The organism is Streptomyces sp. NPDC029151 (assembly GCF_055564315.1).
On record NZ_JBVHWQ010000002.1, the window covers coordinates 343,465 to 362,832 of the forward strand.

The 19,368-nt window shown below is 71.7% G+C and carries 17 protein-coding genes; 6 read left to right on the forward strand and 11 right to left on the reverse strand.

Annotated elements, in window-relative coordinates; translation table 11 throughout:
• Window positions 1-68 precede the first annotated feature (68 nt).
• The 4 genes from ACZ4VF_RS09315 to ACZ4VF_RS09330 form a co-directional block, all read right to left on the reverse strand.
• Window positions 69-701, reverse strand: a complete 633-nt coding sequence (locus ACZ4VF_RS09315; protein WP_467924296.1) for an AAA family ATPase — start codon at window positions 699-701, stop codon at window positions 69-71.
• A 34-nt stretch (window positions 702-735) separates the two neighbouring features.
• The gene (locus ACZ4VF_RS09320) at window positions 736-1,557 is read right to left on the reverse strand and encodes an ABC transporter permease (protein ID WP_467924298.1); all 822 of its coding nucleotides are present in this window, start codon (window positions 1,555-1,557) and stop codon (window positions 736-738) included.
• Between the two features lie 64 nt (window positions 1,558-1,621).
• On the reverse strand, window positions 1,622-2,635 hold the full coding sequence (locus tag ACZ4VF_RS09325) for an ABC transporter ATP-binding protein (protein ID WP_467924300.1): 1,014 nt from the start codon (window positions 2,633-2,635) through the stop codon (window positions 1,622-1,624).
• 81 nt (window positions 2,636-2,716) lie between these two features.
• Entirely contained in the window at window positions 2,717-3,937 is a 1,221-nt protein-coding gene (locus ACZ4VF_RS09330) for an NYN domain-containing protein (RefSeq protein ID WP_467924302.1), read from the reverse strand.
• A 225-nt stretch (window positions 3,938-4,162) separates the two neighbouring features.
• Here ACZ4VF_RS09330 and ACZ4VF_RS09335 point away from each other — a divergent pair, with 225 nt between their 5' ends.
• Window positions 4,163-4,330, forward strand: a complete 168-nt coding sequence (locus tag ACZ4VF_RS09335) for a hypothetical protein (protein WP_467924304.1) — start codon at window positions 4,163-4,165, stop codon at window positions 4,328-4,330.
• 112 nt (window positions 4,331-4,442) lie between these two features.
• On the opposite strand, the gene dnaE is transcribed toward ACZ4VF_RS09335, so the two are convergent.
• Window positions 4,443-7,982: a DNA polymerase III subunit alpha gene (gene dnaE, locus ACZ4VF_RS09340; RefSeq protein WP_467924306.1), complete on the reverse strand. Its 3,540-nt coding sequence runs from the start codon at window positions 7,980-7,982 to the stop codon at window positions 4,443-4,445.
• A 222-nt stretch (window positions 7,983-8,204) separates the two neighbouring features.
• On the opposite strand from dnaE, the gene ACZ4VF_RS09345 reads away from it, so the two are divergent.
• The 4 genes from ACZ4VF_RS09345 (at window position 8,205) to ACZ4VF_RS09360 (ending at window position 12,933) form a co-directional block, all read left to right on the forward strand.
• Window positions 8,205-9,530: a DUF2252 domain-containing protein gene (locus ACZ4VF_RS09345; RefSeq protein ID WP_467924308.1), complete on the forward strand. Its 1,326-nt coding sequence runs from the start codon at window positions 8,205-8,207 to the stop codon at window positions 9,528-9,530.
• A 67-nt stretch (window positions 9,531-9,597) separates the two neighbouring features.
• The gene (locus tag ACZ4VF_RS09350) at window positions 9,598-10,278 is read left to right on the forward strand and encodes a hypothetical protein (protein WP_467924310.1); all 681 of its coding nucleotides are present in this window, start codon (window positions 9,598-9,600) and stop codon (window positions 10,276-10,278) included.
• 66 nt (window positions 10,279-10,344) lie between these two features.
• Entirely contained in the window at window positions 10,345-11,157 is an 813-nt protein-coding gene (locus ACZ4VF_RS09355) for a thioredoxin domain-containing protein (protein ID WP_467924312.1), read from the forward strand.
• Window positions 11,158-11,262: 105 nt separating this feature from the next.
• Window positions 11,263-12,933 (forward strand): alkaline phosphatase D family protein, encoded by a 1,671-nt coding sequence (locus tag ACZ4VF_RS09360; protein WP_467924314.1) that lies wholly within the window; start codon window positions 11,263-11,265, stop codon window positions 12,931-12,933.
• Between the two features lie 18 nt (window positions 12,934-12,951).
• Here ACZ4VF_RS09360 and ACZ4VF_RS09365 read toward each other — a convergent pair whose 3' ends face one another.
• Entirely contained in the window at window positions 12,952-13,524 is a 573-nt protein-coding gene (locus ACZ4VF_RS09365) for a dienelactone hydrolase family protein (protein ID WP_467924316.1), read from the reverse strand.
• A gap of 104 nt (window positions 13,525-13,628) precedes the next feature.
• Between ACZ4VF_RS09365 and ACZ4VF_RS09370 the strand changes: the two genes are divergently transcribed.
• Complete coding sequence (locus ACZ4VF_RS09370) at window positions 13,629-14,735, forward strand: mechanosensitive ion channel family protein (RefSeq protein WP_467924318.1); 1,107 nt, start codon at window positions 13,629-13,631, stop codon at window positions 14,733-14,735.
• A 10-nt stretch (window positions 14,736-14,745) separates the two neighbouring features.
• Here the strand turns inward: ACZ4VF_RS09370 and ACZ4VF_RS09375 are convergent, their stop codons facing one another.
• The 5 genes from ACZ4VF_RS09375 to lspA all read right to left on the reverse strand — a co-directional run bounded on the left by ACZ4VF_RS09375 (window position 14,746) and on the right by lspA (window position 19,351).
• Window positions 14,746-15,486, reverse strand: a complete 741-nt coding sequence (locus ACZ4VF_RS09375) for an SDR family NAD(P)-dependent oxidoreductase (protein ID WP_467924320.1) — start codon at window positions 15,484-15,486, stop codon at window positions 14,746-14,748.
• A gap of 94 nt (window positions 15,487-15,580) precedes the next feature.
• Entirely contained in the window at window positions 15,581-17,167 is a 1,587-nt protein-coding gene (locus ACZ4VF_RS09380) for a Na+/H+ antiporter (protein ID WP_467924322.1), read from the reverse strand.
• A gap of 102 nt (window positions 17,168-17,269) precedes the next feature.
• Complete coding sequence (locus ACZ4VF_RS09385) at window positions 17,270-17,737, reverse strand: GNAT family N-acetyltransferase (protein WP_467924324.1); 468 nt, start codon at window positions 17,735-17,737, stop codon at window positions 17,270-17,272.
• The gene (locus tag ACZ4VF_RS09390; RefSeq protein WP_467924326.1) at window positions 17,734-18,678 is read right to left on the reverse strand and encodes an RluA family pseudouridine synthase; all 945 of its coding nucleotides are present in this window, start codon (window positions 18,676-18,678) and stop codon (window positions 17,734-17,736) included. Before ACZ4VF_RS09390 ends, ACZ4VF_RS09385 begins: the two co-directional genes overlap by 4 nt.
• 58 nt (window positions 18,679-18,736) lie before the next feature.
• The gene (lspA, locus tag ACZ4VF_RS09395) at window positions 18,737-19,351 is read right to left on the reverse strand and encodes a signal peptidase II (protein WP_467924328.1); all 615 of its coding nucleotides are present in this window, start codon (window positions 19,349-19,351) and stop codon (window positions 18,737-18,739) included.
• Window positions 19,352-19,368 lie beyond the last annotated feature (17 nt).

Below are 19,368 nucleotides of genomic sequence, written 5' to 3' on the forward strand. Positions count from 1 at the left end.
ACGTCCGGTGCGGGGCCGCAGCAGACGCGGCCGGGCGGGGCTGACGCGGTGTCCCGGCGGCTGGGCCGTCAGTCGGTCCGCTCCTCGGGGTCCCGGGGACCGAACAGCGCGGTCAGGCCGAGGTGCACCAGCAGTCCGGCGAGCGGCCACGCCAGGAGCGCCCCCTTGGCCGACAGCTTCAGCGGGGCCGAGAACGTCACGCCCTTGCCGACGGCCCGCGCGTGGGCGAGCACGTCGGACCCGGGGCCCAGCCACACCCCGAGCCGCCAGGCCAGCAGGGAGCCCAGCAGCCCGCCGAGGCCCAGGGCCACGACGAGCGGCACACCCCCGCGCCGCCGCAGCAGGAACACCGCCACCGCGCTGACCAGCCCGAAGGCGAGCCCCAGCAGGATGAACGTTCCGTCCACCCCGACCGCCTGCTCCCCCTCGGTGTCCTTGAGGTAGACGACCCAGTTCTTGTCGATCTCGTCACCGACCAGCGGCACGTGCGGCGCCAGCCACCACCACAGCAGCCCCAGCAGCACCCCGCCCAGCGCCACCGCGACCGTGACCACGGCGGCCTCTCGCAGTTCCGTCTTCATCCCGGGGCCGTCCTGTCCGTACGCGCCCGAGCCCGGCGCCCCGGCGGGCGGCGGCGCCTGCCAGACCTGGTGCGGGGAGTTGTCGTGCGGCGGCGGAGGCGGAGTCAACGGTGCGGTCACCTGAACATCGTGCCAGGTCGCGCTGTGGGCCGCGTCACCGGACGGCGGCCCTGCGGTACGCCCAGGTCGCCACCGCCAGCGAGACCACTCCGACACCCGCGCACACCCCCAGGTCAGCGAGGACGACGGCCCAGTCGGGGCGGGGCCCGAAGGTCCGCGCGTACGCCTCCACGCCGTACGTCGACGGCAGCAGATCGCGGGCCAGCCGTACGACCTCCGGCATCCGGTCGGCCGGCAGCACCCCCAGCAGCAGCGCCGCCGACATGCCCAGCTGGCCGAGGAGCGTCGCCAGCTCCGGCCGGGGCGCGAGCAGTCCGCAGGCGGCGCCGAGCCCGGCCAGCGCCGCCCCGGCGAGCGGGACGACGGCCACCAGGATCCACAGGTTGGACAACGGCAGCCCGAACAGCGCACAGCCGAAGACGGCGGTCACCAGGGTGCCCGGCACGGTGAAGGAGGCGTACGCCGCGGCCGCGCCCAGCACCACGGCCGCCGGCGGCACCGGCAGCGTGGCGTAGTGGTCGAGTCCGCCGCTGGCCCGCAGCTGTCCGAAGTACTGCGAGAGCAGGTTCAGCGCGACGTAGGCGACGACCAGCACGGAGGAGCCGGCCACGACGGACTGCGCCTCATGGCCGCTGTCGACGACGCCGCGCATCATCACGGCGATGCCGACGGACTGGAAGGTCGCCACGAACAGCAGCGGGATCCGCGCGACCCGGGCCCGGGACAGCTGCGCCCGGTACACGGCCGCCAGCGACGGCCACAGCCGCGCGGGCGGCCCCAGCTCGGCCGCGCCGGGCGCCGTCTCCGGCACGGCCCGGGCGCCGCCCGGCAGAACCTCGGCGGGTACGACACTCACGACGAGCTGCTCCTCTTTCCTGCGGCACTCGCACAGACCCTTACGCATTCCGCGGCCGGTGCGCTCACGCCTTCACCAGCCCCTGCCGGGCCGCGCCGCCCAGCGCCAGGTAAACGTCCTCCAGACTGGGCGTGGCGAGCGTGAAGTCGTCCAGGGCGGCGAACGCGGCCCCGCCGGTCACCGTGGCGACGACGGCGCGGGCCTCCTCGGGCGCGAGCCGCAGCGTCCAGCGCCGGCCGGAGGCCACGGCCCGCTCACGCAGCACGGCGACCTCGGGCACGTCCAACGGCGCCCGCTCCCGCCACACCAGCTCGACCCGCACCTCCCCGGCGACCTCGGCCTTGAGTCCGGCGGGGGTGTCGCAGGCGATGACCCGGCCCTGGTCGAGGACGGCGACCCGGTCCAGGACCGTCTCGGCCTCGATGACGTTGTGGGTGACCAGCAGCACGGTCGTCCCGTGCTCGGCCCGCCGCCGGTCCACGGCCGCCCACACGGCGCGCCGGGCCACCGGGTCCATGCCGGTGGTCGGCTCGTCCAGCACGAGCAGCGGCCGCTCGCCGACGAGGGCGGCGGCGAAACAGGCGAGCCGCCGCTGTCCGCCGGACAGCTTCTTCAGCGCCCGCCCGGCGATCGGGGCCAGCCCCAGCTCCTCCAGGACGGAGTCCCGTTCGGCCCGCGCCCGCCGTACGTCCAGCCCGCGCAGGCGTCCGGTGGTCTCGGCGGCGAGGGAGACGGTCAGCTCGTCCAGGGCGGTGGACTCCTGGCCGAGGTAGGCGAGGAGCCGGGCGGCCCGCTCGGGGTGGCGCACGATGTCGTGGCCGAGGATCTCGACGCTGCCCGTGTCCGGCCGCAGCAGGCCGGTGAGCTGTCGTACGAGGGTGGACTTGCCGGCGCCGTTCGGTCCGAGCAGCCCGAAGACCTCGCCGCGCCGCACGTCCAGCTCCACGCCGTCCGTGGCCCGCACCTCGGGGGTGCCCGGCGTGCCCCGCCGGCCCTTGACGGCCGGGTAGGTCTTGCCGAGCCCACGCACGCGTACGACCTCGTCGTACCGAAGTGCCTCTCCCGCGCGCGTACTCACAAGGGACGAGGGTACGGGGTCGGGGGACTTTACTCGCCTTTGGGGGCGGCTCACCCGCCTTCCGGGGGCGGCTTAGCGGACTCAGTCGGCGGTGGGCGCCTGCTGCTCGGCCGCCGCCGGCACGTCGATCTCGCGCCAGAAACCCGCCCGGATGGCGTAACGGTCGTGCTCGTCGATCTGGTCGTCCTTGTGCGCGAGCAGTCCGAACCGGGCCGCGTACCGCAGCAGCTCCCCGTCGATCCGGTGCGGGATGCGCGGGTACATCTGCGACAGCCGCTGCAGATGGCCCTGGTCGCCGAGGCGGGAGATCCAGCGGCGGGCGAAGACCTGCCCCACCTCGTAGGGGTCGCCGCCGACGGTGGTGATGTCCTCCTCCCGGTCGGCCCAGCGCTGCTCGGCGGTGGTGAGCTGGGCCAGCGTCGGCATGGAGGCCACCTCGGGCGGCTCGGTGACCGCGCCCGGCCGGTCGACCCAGCCCTTGTCGGAGGACCAGCGCAGGGTCGCGGTCGCCGGGTGCTGCGCGGGCTGCGCGCCGTGCGCGCGCAGCGCGGCCAGGTCCTTCGGGGTGGGGACGCCCTTGGGGGCCGGGACCCGCTCCGAGGCGCCGTTCTCCGTGGCCGCCGGAGCGGGCGGGTGCGCGGGCTGTTCCGCGGCCCGCTCGGCCCCGGCCAGCGCGGACTCGGGCAGCGGCGCGGAGAGGATCGCGGCGATCTCGGGGCGGGGCGCGGGCGGCGGGGCGCAGACGCCGGTCAGCTCCTTGGCGCGGACGGCCTGGGTGATCCAGGCCCGGTCCAGCACGCGCCGTTCGTCGGCCTCGGCGACCAGGTCCTCGGACTGGTTGTAGTCGCCGTCGGCGGCCTGGACGGCCCACAGGTGGACGGCGACGCCGTGTTCCTTGGCGGCCATCATGCCGGGCAGCAGATCGCCGTCGCCGGTGACCAGGACCACGTCGGAGCAGGCACGGTTGCGGGCCAGCTCGGTCAGCTCGGCGTGCATGGCGGCGTCCACCCCCTTCTGGGCCCAGCGTCCGTCGCTGCGGGTGAGGGCGCCCAGCCGGACGGTCACCCGGGGCATCACGCGCAGCCGGCGGTGCTCCGGCTGGGGGACCCGGTCGGGGGCGCCGTCGAACCAGTAGATGCGCAGCAGGGGGCGCTCGGTGTCGGACTCCGCGCGCTCCCGCAGGGCCTGGATCAGCGCGGTGTGGTCGACGGTGATCCGGGATCGCGAGGGCTCACCGGCGAGGAGGCTGGCGGCGGCGCCCAGCAGATACCCGGCGTCCACCAGGACGATGCAGCGGTCCACGCGACTCACCCTCTTCCCGGGAGGTTTTGCTTCGGACTTCCTTCGAGTCTGCCCGACCGCGCGGGGGTTAACGGCCCGAACTCGATCTTCGGCGTGGCGTTTCCGGTTCCCGTGCGCCCAGCTTCCCTGTCACAGACGGTAATTATCCGACATGCGCCTGATGTCAGCCTATGTGAATCTGGTCCCGGCCCTGGCCCCTAGATTCCCCACAGGAGGCAGATCACCATGGCCAAGAACAAGAACCGCAAGCAGGCCGGCCCGCAGAACCGCGACCGGCGGAACGAGCACGCACAGCGCCCTCCGGCGGAGGAACACGAGTCGCCGGTGTCGCACATACAGGGCGACCCGTCGGAGGGCGCGCGCAAGCGGCAGAAGAGCTTCGGCCACAACTAAAGGGCAGTTGAAGCCCCTGCACACGGGTTGAAGCCCAGACACAGGGAAGGGGCGCACTCCTCACGGGTGCGCCCCTTCGCGCTGTTCGCCGCCGCGCGTACCGCCGCGGGCCTCAGCCGGCCAGGCAGGACGGGCCGAGGAGCACCTTGAGGTCGCCGAACAGGGCCGGGTCGGGCTTGACCCGGTGCCGGTCCAGGCGGAGCACGGTGGTCTTGCGCGGGCCCTGGAGCTTGATCCGGACCTCGCTGTCGCCCTTGTGGTGACTGAGGATCTCCCCGAGGCGGCTGACCATCGGCGGGGTCACCTTCACCGCGGGGATGGTGAGGATCACCGGCGCGTTGGTGCCCGCGTTGGACAGGTCGGGGACCATCAGCTCCATGGCGACGAGCCGGGGCACGTCCTCGCGCTTGTCGAGCCGGCCCTTGACGAACACCACGGCGTCCTCGACCAGTTGGGTCGACACCAGCTGGTAGGTGGCCGGGAAGAACATGCACTCGATGGAGCCCGCCAGGTCCTCCACCGTGGCGATCGCCCAGGCGTTGCCCTGCTTGGTCATCTTGCGCTGGAGGCCGGAGATGATGCCGCCGATGGTGACGACCGCGCCGTCGGCGTGCTCGCCGCCGGTGAGCTGGGAGATGCCCGCGTCGGCCTTGTCGGCGAGCACGTGCTCCAGACCGAACAGGGGATGGTCGGAGACGTACAGACCGAGCATCTCCCGCTCCTGGGCGAGCAGATAGGTCTTGTCCCACTCGTCGGTGGAGAACTCCACGTCCAGGCCGAAGCCGGGCTCGCTGCTGGTCTCCTCGCCCATGCCGCCGAAGAGGTCGAACTGCCCCTCGGCCTCCTTGCGCTTGACCGCGACCACGTTGTCGATCATCGGCTCGTACTGCGCCATGAGGCCCTTGCGGGTGTGGCCCATCGAGTCGAAGGCGCCGGCCTTGATCAGCGACTCGGTGGTGCGCTTGTTGCAGACCACCGCCTCGACCTTGTCGAGGTAGTCGGGGAAGGAGGTGTACTTCCCCTTCGCCTTGCGGCATTTGATGATCGACTCGACCACGTTGGTGCCGACGTTGCGGACGGCGGACAGGCCGAAGAGGATCACCTCGTCGCCCTGGGCGGCGAAGTTCGCCTCGGACTCGTTGACGTTCGGCGGGAGCACGCGGATGCCCATGCGGCGGCACTCGTTGAGGTAGACCGCCGACTTGTCCTTGTCGTCCTTGACGGAGGTGAGCAGGGCGGCCATGTACTCGGCGGGGTGGTTCGCCTTCAGGTACGCCGTCCAGTACGACACCAGTCCGTACGCGGCCGAGTGCGCCTTGTTGAAGGCGTAGCCGGCGAACGGGACCAGCACGTCCCACAGCGCCTGGATGGCTTCGTCGCTGTAGCCGTTCTTGCGGGCGCCGGCCTGGAAGATGACGAAGTTCTTCTCCAGCTCCTCCGGCTTCTTCTTGCCCATCACGCGGCGGAGGATGTCGGCCTCGCCGAGCGAGTAGCCCGCGATGATCTGGGCGGCCTTCTGCACCTGCTCCTGGTAGACGATCAGGCCGTAGGTGACGTCCAGGACCTCCTTGAGCGGCTCCTCCAGCTCGGGGTGGATCGGCGTGATCTCCTGCTGCCCGTTCTTGCGCAGCGCGTAGTTCGTGTGGGAGTTCATGCCCATCGGGCCCGGCCGGTACAGGGCCGACACGGCGGAGATGTCCTCGAAGTTGTCCGGCTTCATCAGCCGGAGCAGGGACCGCATGGGGCCGCCGTCGAACTGGAAGACGCCGAGGGTGTCGCCGCGCTGGAGCAGCTCGAAGGTCGTGGGGTCGTCGAGCGGCAGGGAGAGCAGGTCGATGTCGAGGCCCTTGTTGGCCTTCACCATCTTGACCGCGTCGTCCATGATCGTGAGGTTGCGCAGGCCGAGGAAGTCCATCTTCAGCAGGCCGAGCGACTCACAGCTCGGGTAGTCCCACTGGGTGATGGTCACGCCGTCGGTGTGCCTCACCCACACCGGGACGTGCTCGGTGATGGTCTCGCTGGACATGATCACGCCGGCGGCGTGCACGCCCATCTGCCGGACCAGGCCCTCCACGCCGCGCGCGGTGTCGATGACCTTCTTCACGTCCGGCTCGTTCTCGTACATCGAGCGGACCTCGCCGGCCTCCGAGTAGCGGGGGTGGCTGGGGTCGGTGATGCCGGACAGCGGGATGCCCTTGCCGAGGACGTCGGCGGGCATGGCCTTGGTGATGCGGTCGCCCATCGCGTACGGGTAGCCCAGCACGCGCGCGGAGTCCTTGATCGCGTTCTTGGCCTTGATGGTGCCGTAGGTGCCGATCATGGCGACCTTGTCGGCGCCGTACTTCTCGGTCACGTACCGGATCACCTCGACGCGCCGGCGCTCGTCGAAGTCGATGTCGACATCGGGCATCGAGATGCGCTCGGGGTTGAGGAACCGCTCGAAGATCAGGCCGTGCGGGATGGGGTCGAGGTCGGTGATGCCGAGGGCGTAGGCCACGATCGAGCCGGCCGCGGAGCCTCGGCCGGGGCCGACCGCGATGCCCTGCTTCTTGGCCCACATGATGAAGTCGGCGACCACGAGGAAGTAGCCCGGGAAGCCCATCGAGATGATCGTGTCCATCTCGTACTCGGCCTGCTTCTGGCGGTCCTCGGGGATGCCGCCCGGGAAGCGGCGCTCCATGCCGCGGCGGACCTCCTCCTTGAACCAGGTGACCTCGGTGTAGCCCTCGGGGATGTCGAACTTGGGCATGAGGTCGCGCTTCTCGAACATGCCGGTGGTGTCCACCATCTCGGCGACCAGGAGGGTGTTGGCGCACCCCTCCTGCCAGGCGTCCGAGGAGTCGATGGCGTACATCTCGTCCGTGGACTTCAGGTAGTAGCCGGTGCCGTCGAACTTGAAGCGGTCGGGGTCGGAGAGGTTCTTGCCGGTCTGGATGCACAGCAGGGCGTCGTGGGCGCCCGCCTCGTGCGCGTACGTGTAGTGCGAGTCGTTGGTGACCAGCGGGGGGATGCCGAGCTTCTTGCCGATCTCCAGCAGGCCGTCGCGGACCCGGCGCTCGATCTCGATGCCGTGGTCCATCAGCTCCAGGAAGTACTTGTCCTTGCCGAAGATGTCCTGGTACTCGGCGGCGGCCTTCAGGGCCTCGTCGAAGTGGCCGAGGCGCAGCCGGGTCTGCACCTCGCCGGAGGGGCAGCCGGTGGAGGCGACGATGCCCTCGGACCACTTCGCGATGGTCTCCTTGTCCATCCGGGGCCACTTCTGCAGCCAGCCCTCGGCGTAGGCGTCGGAGGACAGCCGGAAGAGGTTGTGCAGCCCGGTCCGGTTCACCGCCCACATCGTCTTGTGGGTGTAACCGCCGGAGCCGGAGATGTCGTCCCGCTTCTGGTGCGGCTGGCCCCAGAGGATCTTGCGCTTGTTGCGCCGGGACTCGGGGGCGACATAGGCCTCGATCCCGATGATCGGGGTGATTCCGGCCTTCTTCGCGGAATGGAAGAAGTCGTACGCCCCGTGGAGGTTGCCGTGGTCGGACATGGCGATGTGCGTCATGCCCATCTCGTTGCACGCGTTGAACATGTCCTTCAGCCGCGCGGCACCGTCCAGCAGCGAGTACTGGGTATGGACGTGCAGGTGCGTGAAGGGCGGCTTCGACACGGTTTGGCCTCCAACGGAAACACTCGGCGACGGGTGGGCGGACACTCTGGGGGACAGCGTCGAAGTCTATGCCCCGCGACTGACACCGGGATGAAGACTTGGCGCGAAGCGCCTCGGCGAGGGGTGGCGGCCGGGCGGCGGGCGGGCACCTCCGCGTACCTTCGTGCGTTGGAAACGACAGAAACGCTGTCGTACAGGCACTGCACCAGGAGGCACCCAGCGATGTCGGTCCCCCAGCTCGACGAGGAGCAGCGCGGCGAGGAGATCCTCGCCGTCTTCGACACCGCCTTCGGCCGGCTCCTGGCCGCCGACCCGGCAGCGTTCCGGGTGAAGTTCCGGAAGATGGCGGCCTCGGCCTTCGCCTTCTACCGGGGCACGGCGGCCCTCTTCTACCACGACCTCGACACCGAGAAGCGCGGCGGTCCGTACCTGGACGACCGCACCTCGCGCGTGTGGATCCACGGCGATCTGCACGCGGAGAACTTCGGCACGTACATGGACTCCAACGGCCGCCTGGTCTTCAACGTCAACGACTTCGACGAGGCCTACGTCGGCCCGTTCACCTGGGACCTGAAGCGGTTCGCGGCGTCCATGGCGCTCATCGGGTACGCGAAGGCGCTCAGCGACGCGCAGATCACCGAGCTGGTGACGGTCTACGCCGCCGCCTACCGCGAGCGCATCCACGCCCTGACCACGGGCGCGAAGCGGGACGAGGTGCCGCCGTTCACGCTGGACACCGCGCAGGGTCCGCTGCTGGACGCGCTGCGTGACGCCCGCTCGCTGACCCGGTTCGGGCTGCTGGAGTCGATGACCGAGATCCGTGACTTCGAACGCCGCTTCGCCGCCGGCGGCGGCTCCGTCGAGCTGGACGCGGCGACCCGCTACAAGGTCCTGGCGGCCTTCGACGGCTACCTGGAGACCCTGCCGGACTCCTCCCTGGCCCGCCCGGACTCCTACCGGGTGAAGGACGTCGTGGGCCGCCGGGGCATCGGCATCGGCTCGGCGGGCCTGCCGTCGTACAACATCCTCCTGGAGGGCCACAGCGACGCCCTGGAGAACGATGTCGTGATCTACATCAAGCAGGCCCAGACCCCGGCCGTCTCCCGCCACATCACGGATCCGGCCATCGCGGAGTACTTCCGGCACGAGGGCCACCGCACCGTGATCTCCCAGCGTGCCCTGCAGGCGCACGCCGACCCGTGGCTCGGCTGGACCGAGCTGGACGGGGCCGGCCAGCTGGTCGCCGAGGTCTCGCCGTACGCCGTCGACCTGGACTGGGACGACATCGACGACCTGGAGGAGATCGCCGCCGTCGTCGCCGACCTGGGCCGGGCCACCGCCACGATGCACGCGGCGGCGGACGACACCTCCGGCGAGTCCCTGGTGCCGTTCTCCACCGAGCGGGCCATCGACGCGGCGATCGCGGCCGACGAGGAGGGCTTCGCGCCCCTGCTGGTGGACTTCGCGCACGCGTACGGCGCACGCGCGCGTGCCGACCACCAGATCTTCGTCGACCTGTTCCGCAACGGCCGGATCCCGGGGCTGTAGTCCCGCCGATTCACAGGCACCCTTTAGGGGTCCCTTACTCGCGTACGTGACAGACTCTCCTTTCGCTATGGACATGTCCGGGACCTCGCTCAGAGCCGTGCGCGCGGCGCTGTTCACGGCCTTCGTCGTGACGCTCAGCACCGCGTCGCACGTGCTGCTGTCCCGTGCTCCGCTGCCGCTGGCGACCGTGGCCGCGGTCACCGCCGGGGTGTTCGTCACCGCGTACGCGCTGGCGGGCCGCGAACGCGGCTTCGGCCGGATCGCGGCCCTGCTGGTCCCGCTGGAGCTGGCCGCCGACACGGTGTTCACCACCGGCCAGCACACCTGCTACGGCCCGGCGGGCGGCCCGGTCGCGGGCCCGCTGCGGGCGGTCGGCCTGGACGTGCTGTGCCAGGGCCCGGTGGGCAGCCCGCTGGCCCGGATGACCGGCGGCGCCGACGGGCCCGGAGCGCTGCTGGCGCACGTCGGCCCGGCCGCCGCCTGGCTGCTGCTCGCCGCGCACGTCGGCGTGGGCCTGCTCGCCGCCGCCTGGCTGCGCCGGGGCGAGCGGGCGCTGACCCAGCTGCTGCGGGCGGTCGCCGCGACCACCTTCCGGCCGCTGCTGCTGGCGGTGGCCGCGGTCGCCGTACGGCCGCTCCCGGCGCGCCGGCTGCCCCGCCCGGCCCCGCGCCGGGCCGCGGCCCGCGACCGGCTCCTCGTGCACTCCCTGGGACGGCGTGGACCGCCGTGCTCTCCGGCCTTCGCCTGAGCACGATCAGTCCCCCCTACGTATCCCGCGTACGACGTGTGCGCGTCCCACATGGAGATCACCAACATGAGCAAGCGGAACAGCCAGGCGGCGAAGACGGCGGCCCGGGAGCGGCTGCGCCAGGAGCGCGAGCGGCAGGCCAAGCGCGACAAGGTCAGGCGCCAGCTGATCGTGGCCGCCTCCGTGGTCGGCGTCCTGGCCGCGGCCGGCGGCATAGGCTGGGCGGTCGTCCAGGCCAACAAGCCCGCCTACTGGGAGGCCGCGAAGAAGGACAGGCTCGTCAAGCCGGCCCACACCACGGGCAAGGACGGCACGACGATCGTCCTCGGCAAGAGCAGCGCCGAGAAGACCCTGGTGATGTACGAGGACCCGCGCTGCCCGGTCTGCGCCGACTTCGAGCAGGCGGTCGGCCCGACCGTCGAGAAGGACCTCGAATCCGGCAAGTTCAAGGTCCGGTACGTCGGCGCCACCTTCCTCGACAGGAACCTGACCGGCGAGGGCTCCAAGAACGCGCTCAGCGCCCTGGGCGCCGCGCTCGACGTCAGCCCGGAGGCGTTCCTCGAGTACAAGTCCGCGATGTACTCGAAGAAGTGGCACCCGGCGGAGACCACCGACGAGTTCAAGGACGACGCCTACCTCCTCAAGATCGCCGACACGGTCCCCGCCCTGAAGGGCAACGCGGCCTTCCGGAAGGCCGTGAAGGAAGGCACCTACGACCGGTGGGCGCTGGAGGAGTCGAAGATCTTCGACAAGGACGGCATCTCGGGCACCCCGACCCTGAAGATGGACGGCAAGACGCTGACGGGCCCCGACGGCAAGACCGCGCCCATGACGGCCGCCGACTTCACCACCGCGCTGAACGGGGTCCTCAAGGGCTGAGCCGCCCCGCCGCGGGGGCGTCCTGACCGACGCCCGGTCAAAGGGCGGGCGAACTTTTGCGAGTTCGCCCGCCTGTGCGCGTACCGATCAGTAACCTGATCGACCGTGACCAGTCGATACAGATCGTCCGAGGCCTCCCAGGGCCTCGGCTCCTTCTCGCCCCGCCGCCGTACGGTCGTCAAGGCCGCGGCGGCGACCGCTGTCCTGGCCGGCCCGCTGGCCGCCGCCCTGCCGGCCCGCGCCGCCACGGACGCCCCCGCCTTCCTGCACGGCGTCGCCTCCGGTGACCCGCTGCCCGACGGCATCCTGCTGTGGACCCGCGTGACCCCGACGCCGGAGGCCGTACCGGGCTCCGGCGTCGGCCCGGACACCGAGGTCGGCTGGGTCGTCGCCAGGGACAAGGCGTTCACCAGCATCGTCGCCAAGGGCTCCACCACCGCGACGGCCGCCGCCGACCACACCGTGAAGGCCGACATCCGCGGCCTGGAGCCGGCCACCGACTACTGGTTCCGGTTCTCGGCCGGCGGCACCGACTCCCCGGTGGCGCGCACCCGCACCGCGCCGGCGGCGGACGCGGACGTCCCGGGTCTGCGGTTCGGCGTGGTCTCCTGCGCCAACTGGGAGGCGGGCCACTTCTCCGCCTACCGCCACCTCGCCGCCCGCAACGACCTCGACGCCTGGCTGCACCTCGGCGACTACATATACGAGTACAAGTCAGGCGAGTACGCGGCCCGGGGCAAGGTCGTCCGCCCGCACGCACCGGCCAACGAGATCCTCACGCTCGCCGACTACCGGATCCGGCACGCGAAGTACAAGACCGACCCCGACCTCCAGGCCCTGCACCTGAAGGCGCCGGTCGTCGCGATCTGGGACGACCACGAATTCGCCGACAACGCCTGGTCGGGCGGCGCGGTCAACCACACCGAGGGCGCCGAGGGCACCTGGTCGGCCCGTCAGGCCGCCGCCAAGCAGGCCTACTTCGAGTGGATGCCGGTCCGCCCGGCCATCTCCGGCACCACCTACCGCCGGCTGCGCTTCGGCAAGCTCGCCGACCTGTCCCTGCTGGACCTGCGCTCCTTCCGCTCCCAGCAGGCGTCCACGGCGAGCGGTGCCGTGGACGACCCGGACCGCACGCTCACCGGGCGCGCCCAGCTCGACTGGCTCAAGGCCGGGCTGAAGGCCTCCGACACCAGGTGGCGGCTGGTCGGGAACTCGGTGATGATCTCGCCGTTCTCCTTCGGCTCCCTCTCCGCCGACCTGCTCAAGCCCCTCGCCAAGCTGCTCGGGCTGCCGCAGGAGGGCATCGCCGCGAACACCGACCAGTGGGACGGCTACACCGACGACCGCCGCGAACTCCTCGCGCACCTGCGCTCCAACGCCATCGGCAACACCGTCTTCCTGACCGGTGACATCCACATGGCGTGGGCCAACGACGTGCCGGTGGACGCGGGCACCTACCCGCTGTCGGCGTCGGCGGCCACCGAGTTCGTGGTGACCTCGGTGACCTCCGACAACCTGGACGACATCGTGAAGGTGCCCGAGGGCACGGTCTCCGCGGTCGCCGCGCCGGTCATCAGGGCCGCCAACCGGCACGTCCACTGGGTGGACACCGACCGGCACGGCTACGGCGTGCTGGACATCACGGCCGAGCGGGCGCAGATGGACTACTACGTCCTGTCCGACCGCACCGACCCGGACGCCACCGCCGGCTGGGCGCGCTCCTACCGCACCCGCAGCGGGACGCAGAAGGTCGAGCGGACCTACGACCCGGTGTGACCGTCCCGAAGTGACCGCTCAGCCGAGCGACTCGAGGAAGCCGAGCGCCACCCGCCAGGTGGCCTCGGCGGCCTCGGCGTCGTAGTCCGGCAGGCCGGGGTCGGTGTAGAGGTGCCCGGCCCCGGCGTACCGGTAGATCTCCACGTCGGCGCCCACCCGGCCCATCTGCAGGTACCAGGCGCTCAGCCAGTCGTCCGTCTCGAACGGGTCCGGCTCGGCGACGTGCAGCTGCACCGGCAGCCCGTCCACGTCCGCGTTCGGCGCGATGTCCGACGTGCCGTGCAGGAGCAGCAGCCCGCGCGCGTTGTCGTCGCCGAGGGCCAGGGTCTGCGCGACGGAGGCACCGAGCGAGAACCCGGCGTACACCAGCCCCCGGTCCGAGTACGGCGCCGCCGCCAGCACGGCCCGCTTCAGCAGCTCCTCCTTGCCGATGCCCTCGTTGAACTCCATGCCCTCCTCGACGGTGTCGAACGTGCGTCCCTCGAAGAGGTCCGGCGTCCACACCTCGTGGCCCGCCGCGCGCAGCCGGTCCGCGGCCTCCCGCACCGCGGGCCTGAGCCCGTAGGTCGAGTGAAAGAGCATGATGTTCATGAGGCCATGGTGCCAGCCTGGGACGACGGTGGCGGTCCCGCCTACCCAGGAACGCACCGAACTCACATGTTCATGCTCTGTGCGGGCCGGTTAGGAGCGGAGGCATGGAGAACGTACTCCGCCCCCTGATCGTGCTCGGCGGCACGGTGCTGCTGACCCTGGCCATCGGCTGGGTCACCGACCGGCTGCTGCGCAAGGCCGACGAACGCGAACACGACACCCCCTTGTGGGGGCTGCTGCGCCGGGCGCGCATCCCCTACCAGCTCGTGCTGTGCACCGCCATGCTGCGCGGATCGTACGACCAGACGAAGCTGCTGGAGCGCCACCAGGTCGGCATCGGCCGGACACTGACGCTGGTGCTGATCGGATCGGCCGCCTGGCTGGTGATCCGGATCGCCGCGGCGATCGTCGAGACCACCTACTCCCGCTATGCCCGTGCCCACCGCGACGTGGCCCGGGTGCGCAGGGTGCGCACGCAGGTGGAGCTGATCATGCGGGTGGTGTCCGCGATCGTCATCGTCGTGGCCGCGTCCTCGATGCTGCTGACGTTCCCGGCGATGCGCGCCGCGGGCGCCTCCCTGCTGGCCTCGGCGGGCATCATCGCCGCCATCGCCGGTGTCGCCGCCCAGTCGACGCTGTCGAACATGTTCGCCGGGCTGCAGATCGCCTTCGGCGACATGGTGCGCATAGGCGACACCGTCGTGGTCGACGGCGAGTGGGGCACCGTCGAGGAGATCACCCTCACCTTCCTGACGGTCCGGACCTGGGACGAGCGCCGGATCACCATGCCCGTGTCGTACTTCACCTCCAAGCCCTTCGAGAACTGGTCCCGCGGCACCCCGCAGATGACGGGCATCGTCTACTGGCACCTGGACCACAGCGCACCCGTCGAGGCCATGCGCGAGAAGCTCCGCGACATCCTGCGCCACTGCCCGGCCTGGGACGGCCGCGCCTACGGCCTGGTGGTGACGGACACCACACCGAACACCATCCAGGTGCGCGCCCTGGTGACGGCGAAGGACGCGGACGACATCTGGACGGTCCGGGTCGCGGTCCGCGAGCAGATGATCACCTGGCTGTCCGCGGAGCACCCCTACGCGCTGCCCCGGGTGAACACCGCCGACGCGGTGCTCCCGCCGTACCGCGTGCCGTCCCCCGACCGCGCCTCGCTCCGCAGGGCCTACGACTTCCCGCGCACCGGCCGGGGCTGACGGCCGGGGTTCAGTGGCCGCGCTCGGCCCCGCCGTTCACCTGGATCACCTGCGAGGTGATGTGACCGGCGGCGGGCGAGGCCAGCCAGCGCAGGGTCTCGGCCACGTCCCCCGGTATGCCGGCCCGGCCGGTCGAGGTGTCGGCGACGAGCCTGCTGCGCCGGTCCTCGTCCATGGTGTCCCCGAAGAACTCGGTGTCCTCCACGAATCCGGGGGCGACCACGTTCACGGTGATGCCGCGCGGGCCCAGCTGCCGGGCCAGGTCGTGGGCGTAGGGGTGCAGCCCGGCCTTGGCCGCCGCGTAGGCGCCGGTGCCCGAGCCCCGGTAGGCGGCGATGGAACTCAGGAACAGCACCCGCCCGCCGGGCTCGGCGAGCCGGGGCTTCAGTGCCTCGGTGAGGAGGGCGGCGGTCAGGGTGTTCTGCCGGAAGTTGAGGGTCCAGTCATGGGCGACCCGGTCGAGGGGGTCGTCGCTGCCGGCCGGGGGCTCCAGGTATCCGGCGCCTCCGGCGCTGTTCACCAGCACGTCGACGGTGCCCAGCTGCTCGGCGACGAAGCGGGCGGCGTCGCGCACCTGGGCGGGCTCGGAGAGGTCCGCGGCGTAGCTGAGCGCCCCGGCCACCCCGGCCTTCTCCAGCACCTCGGCGCGCCGCCCGAGCAACAGCACACGGTCCCCGTCCGCCGCGAAGGCGTGCGCCGCCGCCAGGCCGATGCCCGTACCCCCGCCGCTGATCACGATGTTGCGAGTCATGATCCGAGCGTACGAGCGAAGCCCCGGCGGTGCGGGGAGTTGTCCACAGGATCGTCACATTCGTATGACCGGTGGGCACATCGCGCCGTTCCGCTCAGCGCAGGCTGCGGACGTCGAGGTGGCGCAGCACCCGGTCCACGATCTCCGGGTCCGCGCCGGGCTCGCTCCGCGCCGCCAGCACCTCGTGGCGCGCGGCGCTCAGCATCTCGTTCTGGATGCGCCGCACCCGCCTGATCCGCTTGACCCGCTGGTGCTGCGCCTCGCGCCGCTCCTCCTCCCCCATGTCCGGGCTGATCCGGATGCCGATGTCGAAGGCGCGCCGCAGCATCTGCTCGGAGAGCTCCTCGGGCAGCTCCTCCACCTGCTCGATCTCCCGCAGCCGGCGCTTCGCCGCCTTCGCGGCCCGCACCGCCAGCTCCTTCTCGAACTCCTTCTCCCGCTCCGAGTCGGCCCGCACCCCGAGCCGCTTCACCAGCCACGGCAGGGTCAGCCCCTGCACCACCAGGGTGACGATGATCACCCCGAAGGCGATGAAGATGATCTTGTCCCGGTCGGGGAAGGGAGAGCCGTTGTCCGTCCTGAGCGGCACGGCCAGCGCCAGCGCCACCGAGGCCACCCCGCGCATCCCGGACCACCACATCACGACGGTCTCCCGCCAGCTGACGGGGATCTCCTCCTCGTAGTCCCGGCGGGCGTGCAGCCGCTTGGTCAGCCAGGTCGCCGGCAGCAGCCACAGCAGCCGCACGACGACCACCACGCCCACGACGGCGGCGGCCCAGCCGAGCATCTCGCCCCAGTGCCCCTGGGCCGTGCGGATGGCGTTGTGCAGTTCGAGCCCGATGAGTCCGAAGGCGACGCCCGTGACGAGGGTGTCGATGATGTCCCAGAAGGTGTGCCCGGCGAGCCGGGTCATCACGTCGTCGGCGTCGGTGGCGTACTCGGCGAGGAAGAGGGCGGTGGTGAGCACGGCGAGCACCCCGGAGCCGTGCAGCTTCTCCGCGAGCACGTAGGAGGCGTACGGCACCAGCAGGGTCATGCCGATCTGCAGGGTCGGGTCGCCCAGCAGGTCCATCAGCCTGTTCGCGCCCCACCCCAGCACCAGGCCGACGGCCAACGCGACGACGGCGGACAGCACCAGGTCGAGGCCGGCCTGCCAGGGGGAGAACGCGCCGCTCACGGCGGCCGCGATCGCCACGTGGTACAGCACGATGGCGGTCACGTCGTTGAAGAGTCCCTCGCCCTCCAGGATCGACACCAGGCGGCGCGGCAGCCCCAGCTGTCCCGCGACGCTGGTCGCGGCGACCGGGTCGGGCGGCGCCACGAGGGCGCCCAGCGCGACGGCGGCGGCGATCGGCAGCCCGGGCACGATCGCGTTGGCGACGAAGGCCACGCACACCGTCGTCACGAAGACCAGGGCGACGGCCAGCAGCAGGATCGGGCGGACGTTGGCCGCGAACTGCCGCCAGGACGTGCGGCGCACCGCGGCGTAGAGCAGCGGCGGCAGCAGCCCGGGCAGGATGAGCTCGGGCGGGATGTCCACGTTGGGCACGAACTCGGCCACCGCCAGGGCCCCGCCGAACAGGGTCATCAGGACCGGCGCCGGCACTCCGAACCGGTCCCCCAGCGGGACGCTCACCAAGGCCCCGAGCAGCAGTACGAACAACAGAGCCAGCTGATCCACGGACGGCGCTCCGGGGGTCGACGATCACACGGCAGGTCCCCAGCCTGCCATGACGCCTGCCCCCCGGCCGCGTACCGATGCCTCCCCGGGCGGGCCGGGCCGCTACAGCGAGCGGCGCATCGCCCGGTGCGGAAACCCCGCGTCCGGAAATTCCGGGCCGTACGCCTCGTAACCGAGCCGTTCGTAGAAACCCAGGGCGTGGGTCTGGGCGTGCAGGTCCACGGCCGTCAGACCACGCGCGCGTGCCGCGTCCTCGATGGCGCGCACCAGGGCCGCGCCGACGCCGAGCCCGCGCGCCTCGCGGGAGACGGCGAGCCGCCCCAGGGAGCCCACCGCCGGGTCCCCGCCGGTTCTGGAGGCCGCCGCCTCGCCGTACAGCAGCCGTCCGGTGCCCAGCGGCACCCCGTCCGCGCGCATCGCCAGCACATGCACGGCCACGGCGTCGTGGGCGTCGTACTCGATGTCCTCGGCGACGCCCTGTTCGACCACGAAGACCTCCTTGCGGACCGCGAAGCAGGCCTCGCGGTCGGCGGGGTCCTCGGCGACCCGGACGGCGTACGGCCGGCTCACGCGTACGTCTCCTCCCTGACCTGGTCGAGGGCCTGCTGGAGGTCCTCGGGGTAGTCGCTCGCGAACTCCACCCAGCTGCCGTCCCCCGGGTGCTCGAACCCGAGGCGTACGGCGTGCAGCCACTGACGGGTCAGGCGCAGCCGCTTGGCGAGGGTCGGGTCGGCGCCGTAGGTGAGGTCGCCCACGCAGGGGTGACGGTGGGCGGCCATGTGGACGCGGATCTGGTGGGTGCGCCCCGTCTCCAGCTTCACGTCCAGCAGGGAGGCGGCGCGGAAGGCCTCGATGAGGTCGTAGTGGGTCACCGAGGGCTTGCCCTCGGCGGTGACCGCCCACTTGTAGTCGTGCTGGGGGTGGCGGCCGATCGGGGCGTCGATGGTGCCGCTCGTCGGGTCCGGGTGGCCCTGGACCAGCGTGTGGTAGCGCTTGTCGACCGTGCGCTCCTTGAACTGGCGCTTGAGCGACGTGTACGCCCGCTCGGACTTGGCGACCACCATCAGGCCCGAGGTGCCGACGTCCAGGCGGTGCACGATGCCCTGGCGCTCGGCGGCGCCCGAGGTGGAGATCCGGTACCCGGCGGCGGCGAGACCGCCGATGACGGTGGGTCCTGACCAGCCCGGCGACGGGTGCGCGGCCACGCCGACCGGCTTGACGATCACGACCACGTCATCGTCGTCGTGCACGATCTCCATGCCCTCGACCGGTTCGGCGACCACCTGCACCGGCGCGGGGGCCTGCGGCATCTCGACCTCCAGCCAGGCGCCGCCGTGCACCCGCTCGGACTTGCCGACCACCGCGCCGTCGACCTGGACCTTGCCGGCCGCGGCCAGCTCGGCCGCCTTCGTGCGGGAGAAGCCGAACATGCGCGAGATGGCGGCGTCGACGCGCTCGCCCTCCAGGCCGTCGGGCACGGGCAGGGTACGGATCTCGGGAATCGTGCTCACCCGTCGAGTATGCCGGACGGGCCGGACACCCCCGAACGGGCCTGTGGAAAACCCGGGCTCAGTCCTTGTGGACGGAGCCGTCGGGGTCCAGGCCGCGGAAGGACAGCAGCACGATCAGGACACCGCCGCACACGATCGCCGAGTCGGCGAGGTTGAACACCGCGAAGCCCTTGGGCGCGATGAAGTCCACGACCTCGCCCTCGAAGACGCCCGGCGCCCGGAAGATCCGGTCGGTGAGGTTGCCGAGCGCGCCGCCGAGCAGCAGGCCGAGCGCGACGGCCCAGGGGAAGCTGTACAGCTTGCGGGCCAGCCGGATGATCACCACGATCACGGCGGCGGCGATCAGCGTGAAGATCACCGTGAAGGCCGCGCCGAACCCGAAGGCGGCGCCGGGGTTGCGGATCGCGTGCAGTTCCAGCAGGTCCCCGACGACCCGGATCGGCGCGCGGCCCTCCAGCCGGGACACCACGAGCATCTTGCTGATCAGGTCGACGGCGTACGCGAACGCGGCCACCGCGAACAGCACGGCGATCCGGCGCCCGCGGCCGGGCCGCCGCGCCGGGGCCTCCTCGCCGGACGCGCCGGAGCCGGCGGGTGCTCCGGCCGCCGCCGTCCGTCCGCCGCCGTCGTCCGGGGTGTCCGGCGTACCGATGATGCGCTCCGCCTCTGCCACGTGAGTCCCTCAACCTA

Coding starts and splice junctions, on each gene's coding strand:
- ACZ4VF_RS09350 (WP_467924310.1), top strand. CDS start 9,598: ATGGACATGTCCGGGACCTCGCTCAGAGCCGTGCGCGCGGCGCTGTTC.
- ACZ4VF_RS09355 (WP_467924312.1), top strand. CDS start 10,345: ATGAGCAAGCGGAACAGCCAGGCGGCGAAGACGGCGGCCCGGGAGCGG.
- ACZ4VF_RS09370 (WP_467924318.1), top strand. CDS start 13,629: ATGGAGAACGTACTCCGCCCCCTGATCGTGCTCGGCGGCACGGTGCTG.
- ACZ4VF_RS09375 (WP_467924320.1), bottom strand. CDS start 15,486: ATGACTCGCAACATCGTGATCAGCGGCGGGGGTACGGGCATCGGCCTG.
- ACZ4VF_RS09335 (WP_467924304.1), top strand. CDS start 4,163: ATGGCCAAGAACAAGAACCGCAAGCAGGCCGGCCCGCAGAACCGCGAC.
- ACZ4VF_RS09345 (WP_467924308.1), top strand. CDS start 8,205: ATGTCGGTCCCCCAGCTCGACGAGGAGCAGCGCGGCGAGGAGATCCTC.
- ACZ4VF_RS09365 (WP_467924316.1), bottom strand. CDS start 13,524: ATGAACATCATGCTCTTTCACTCGACCTACGGGCTCAGGCCCGCGGTG.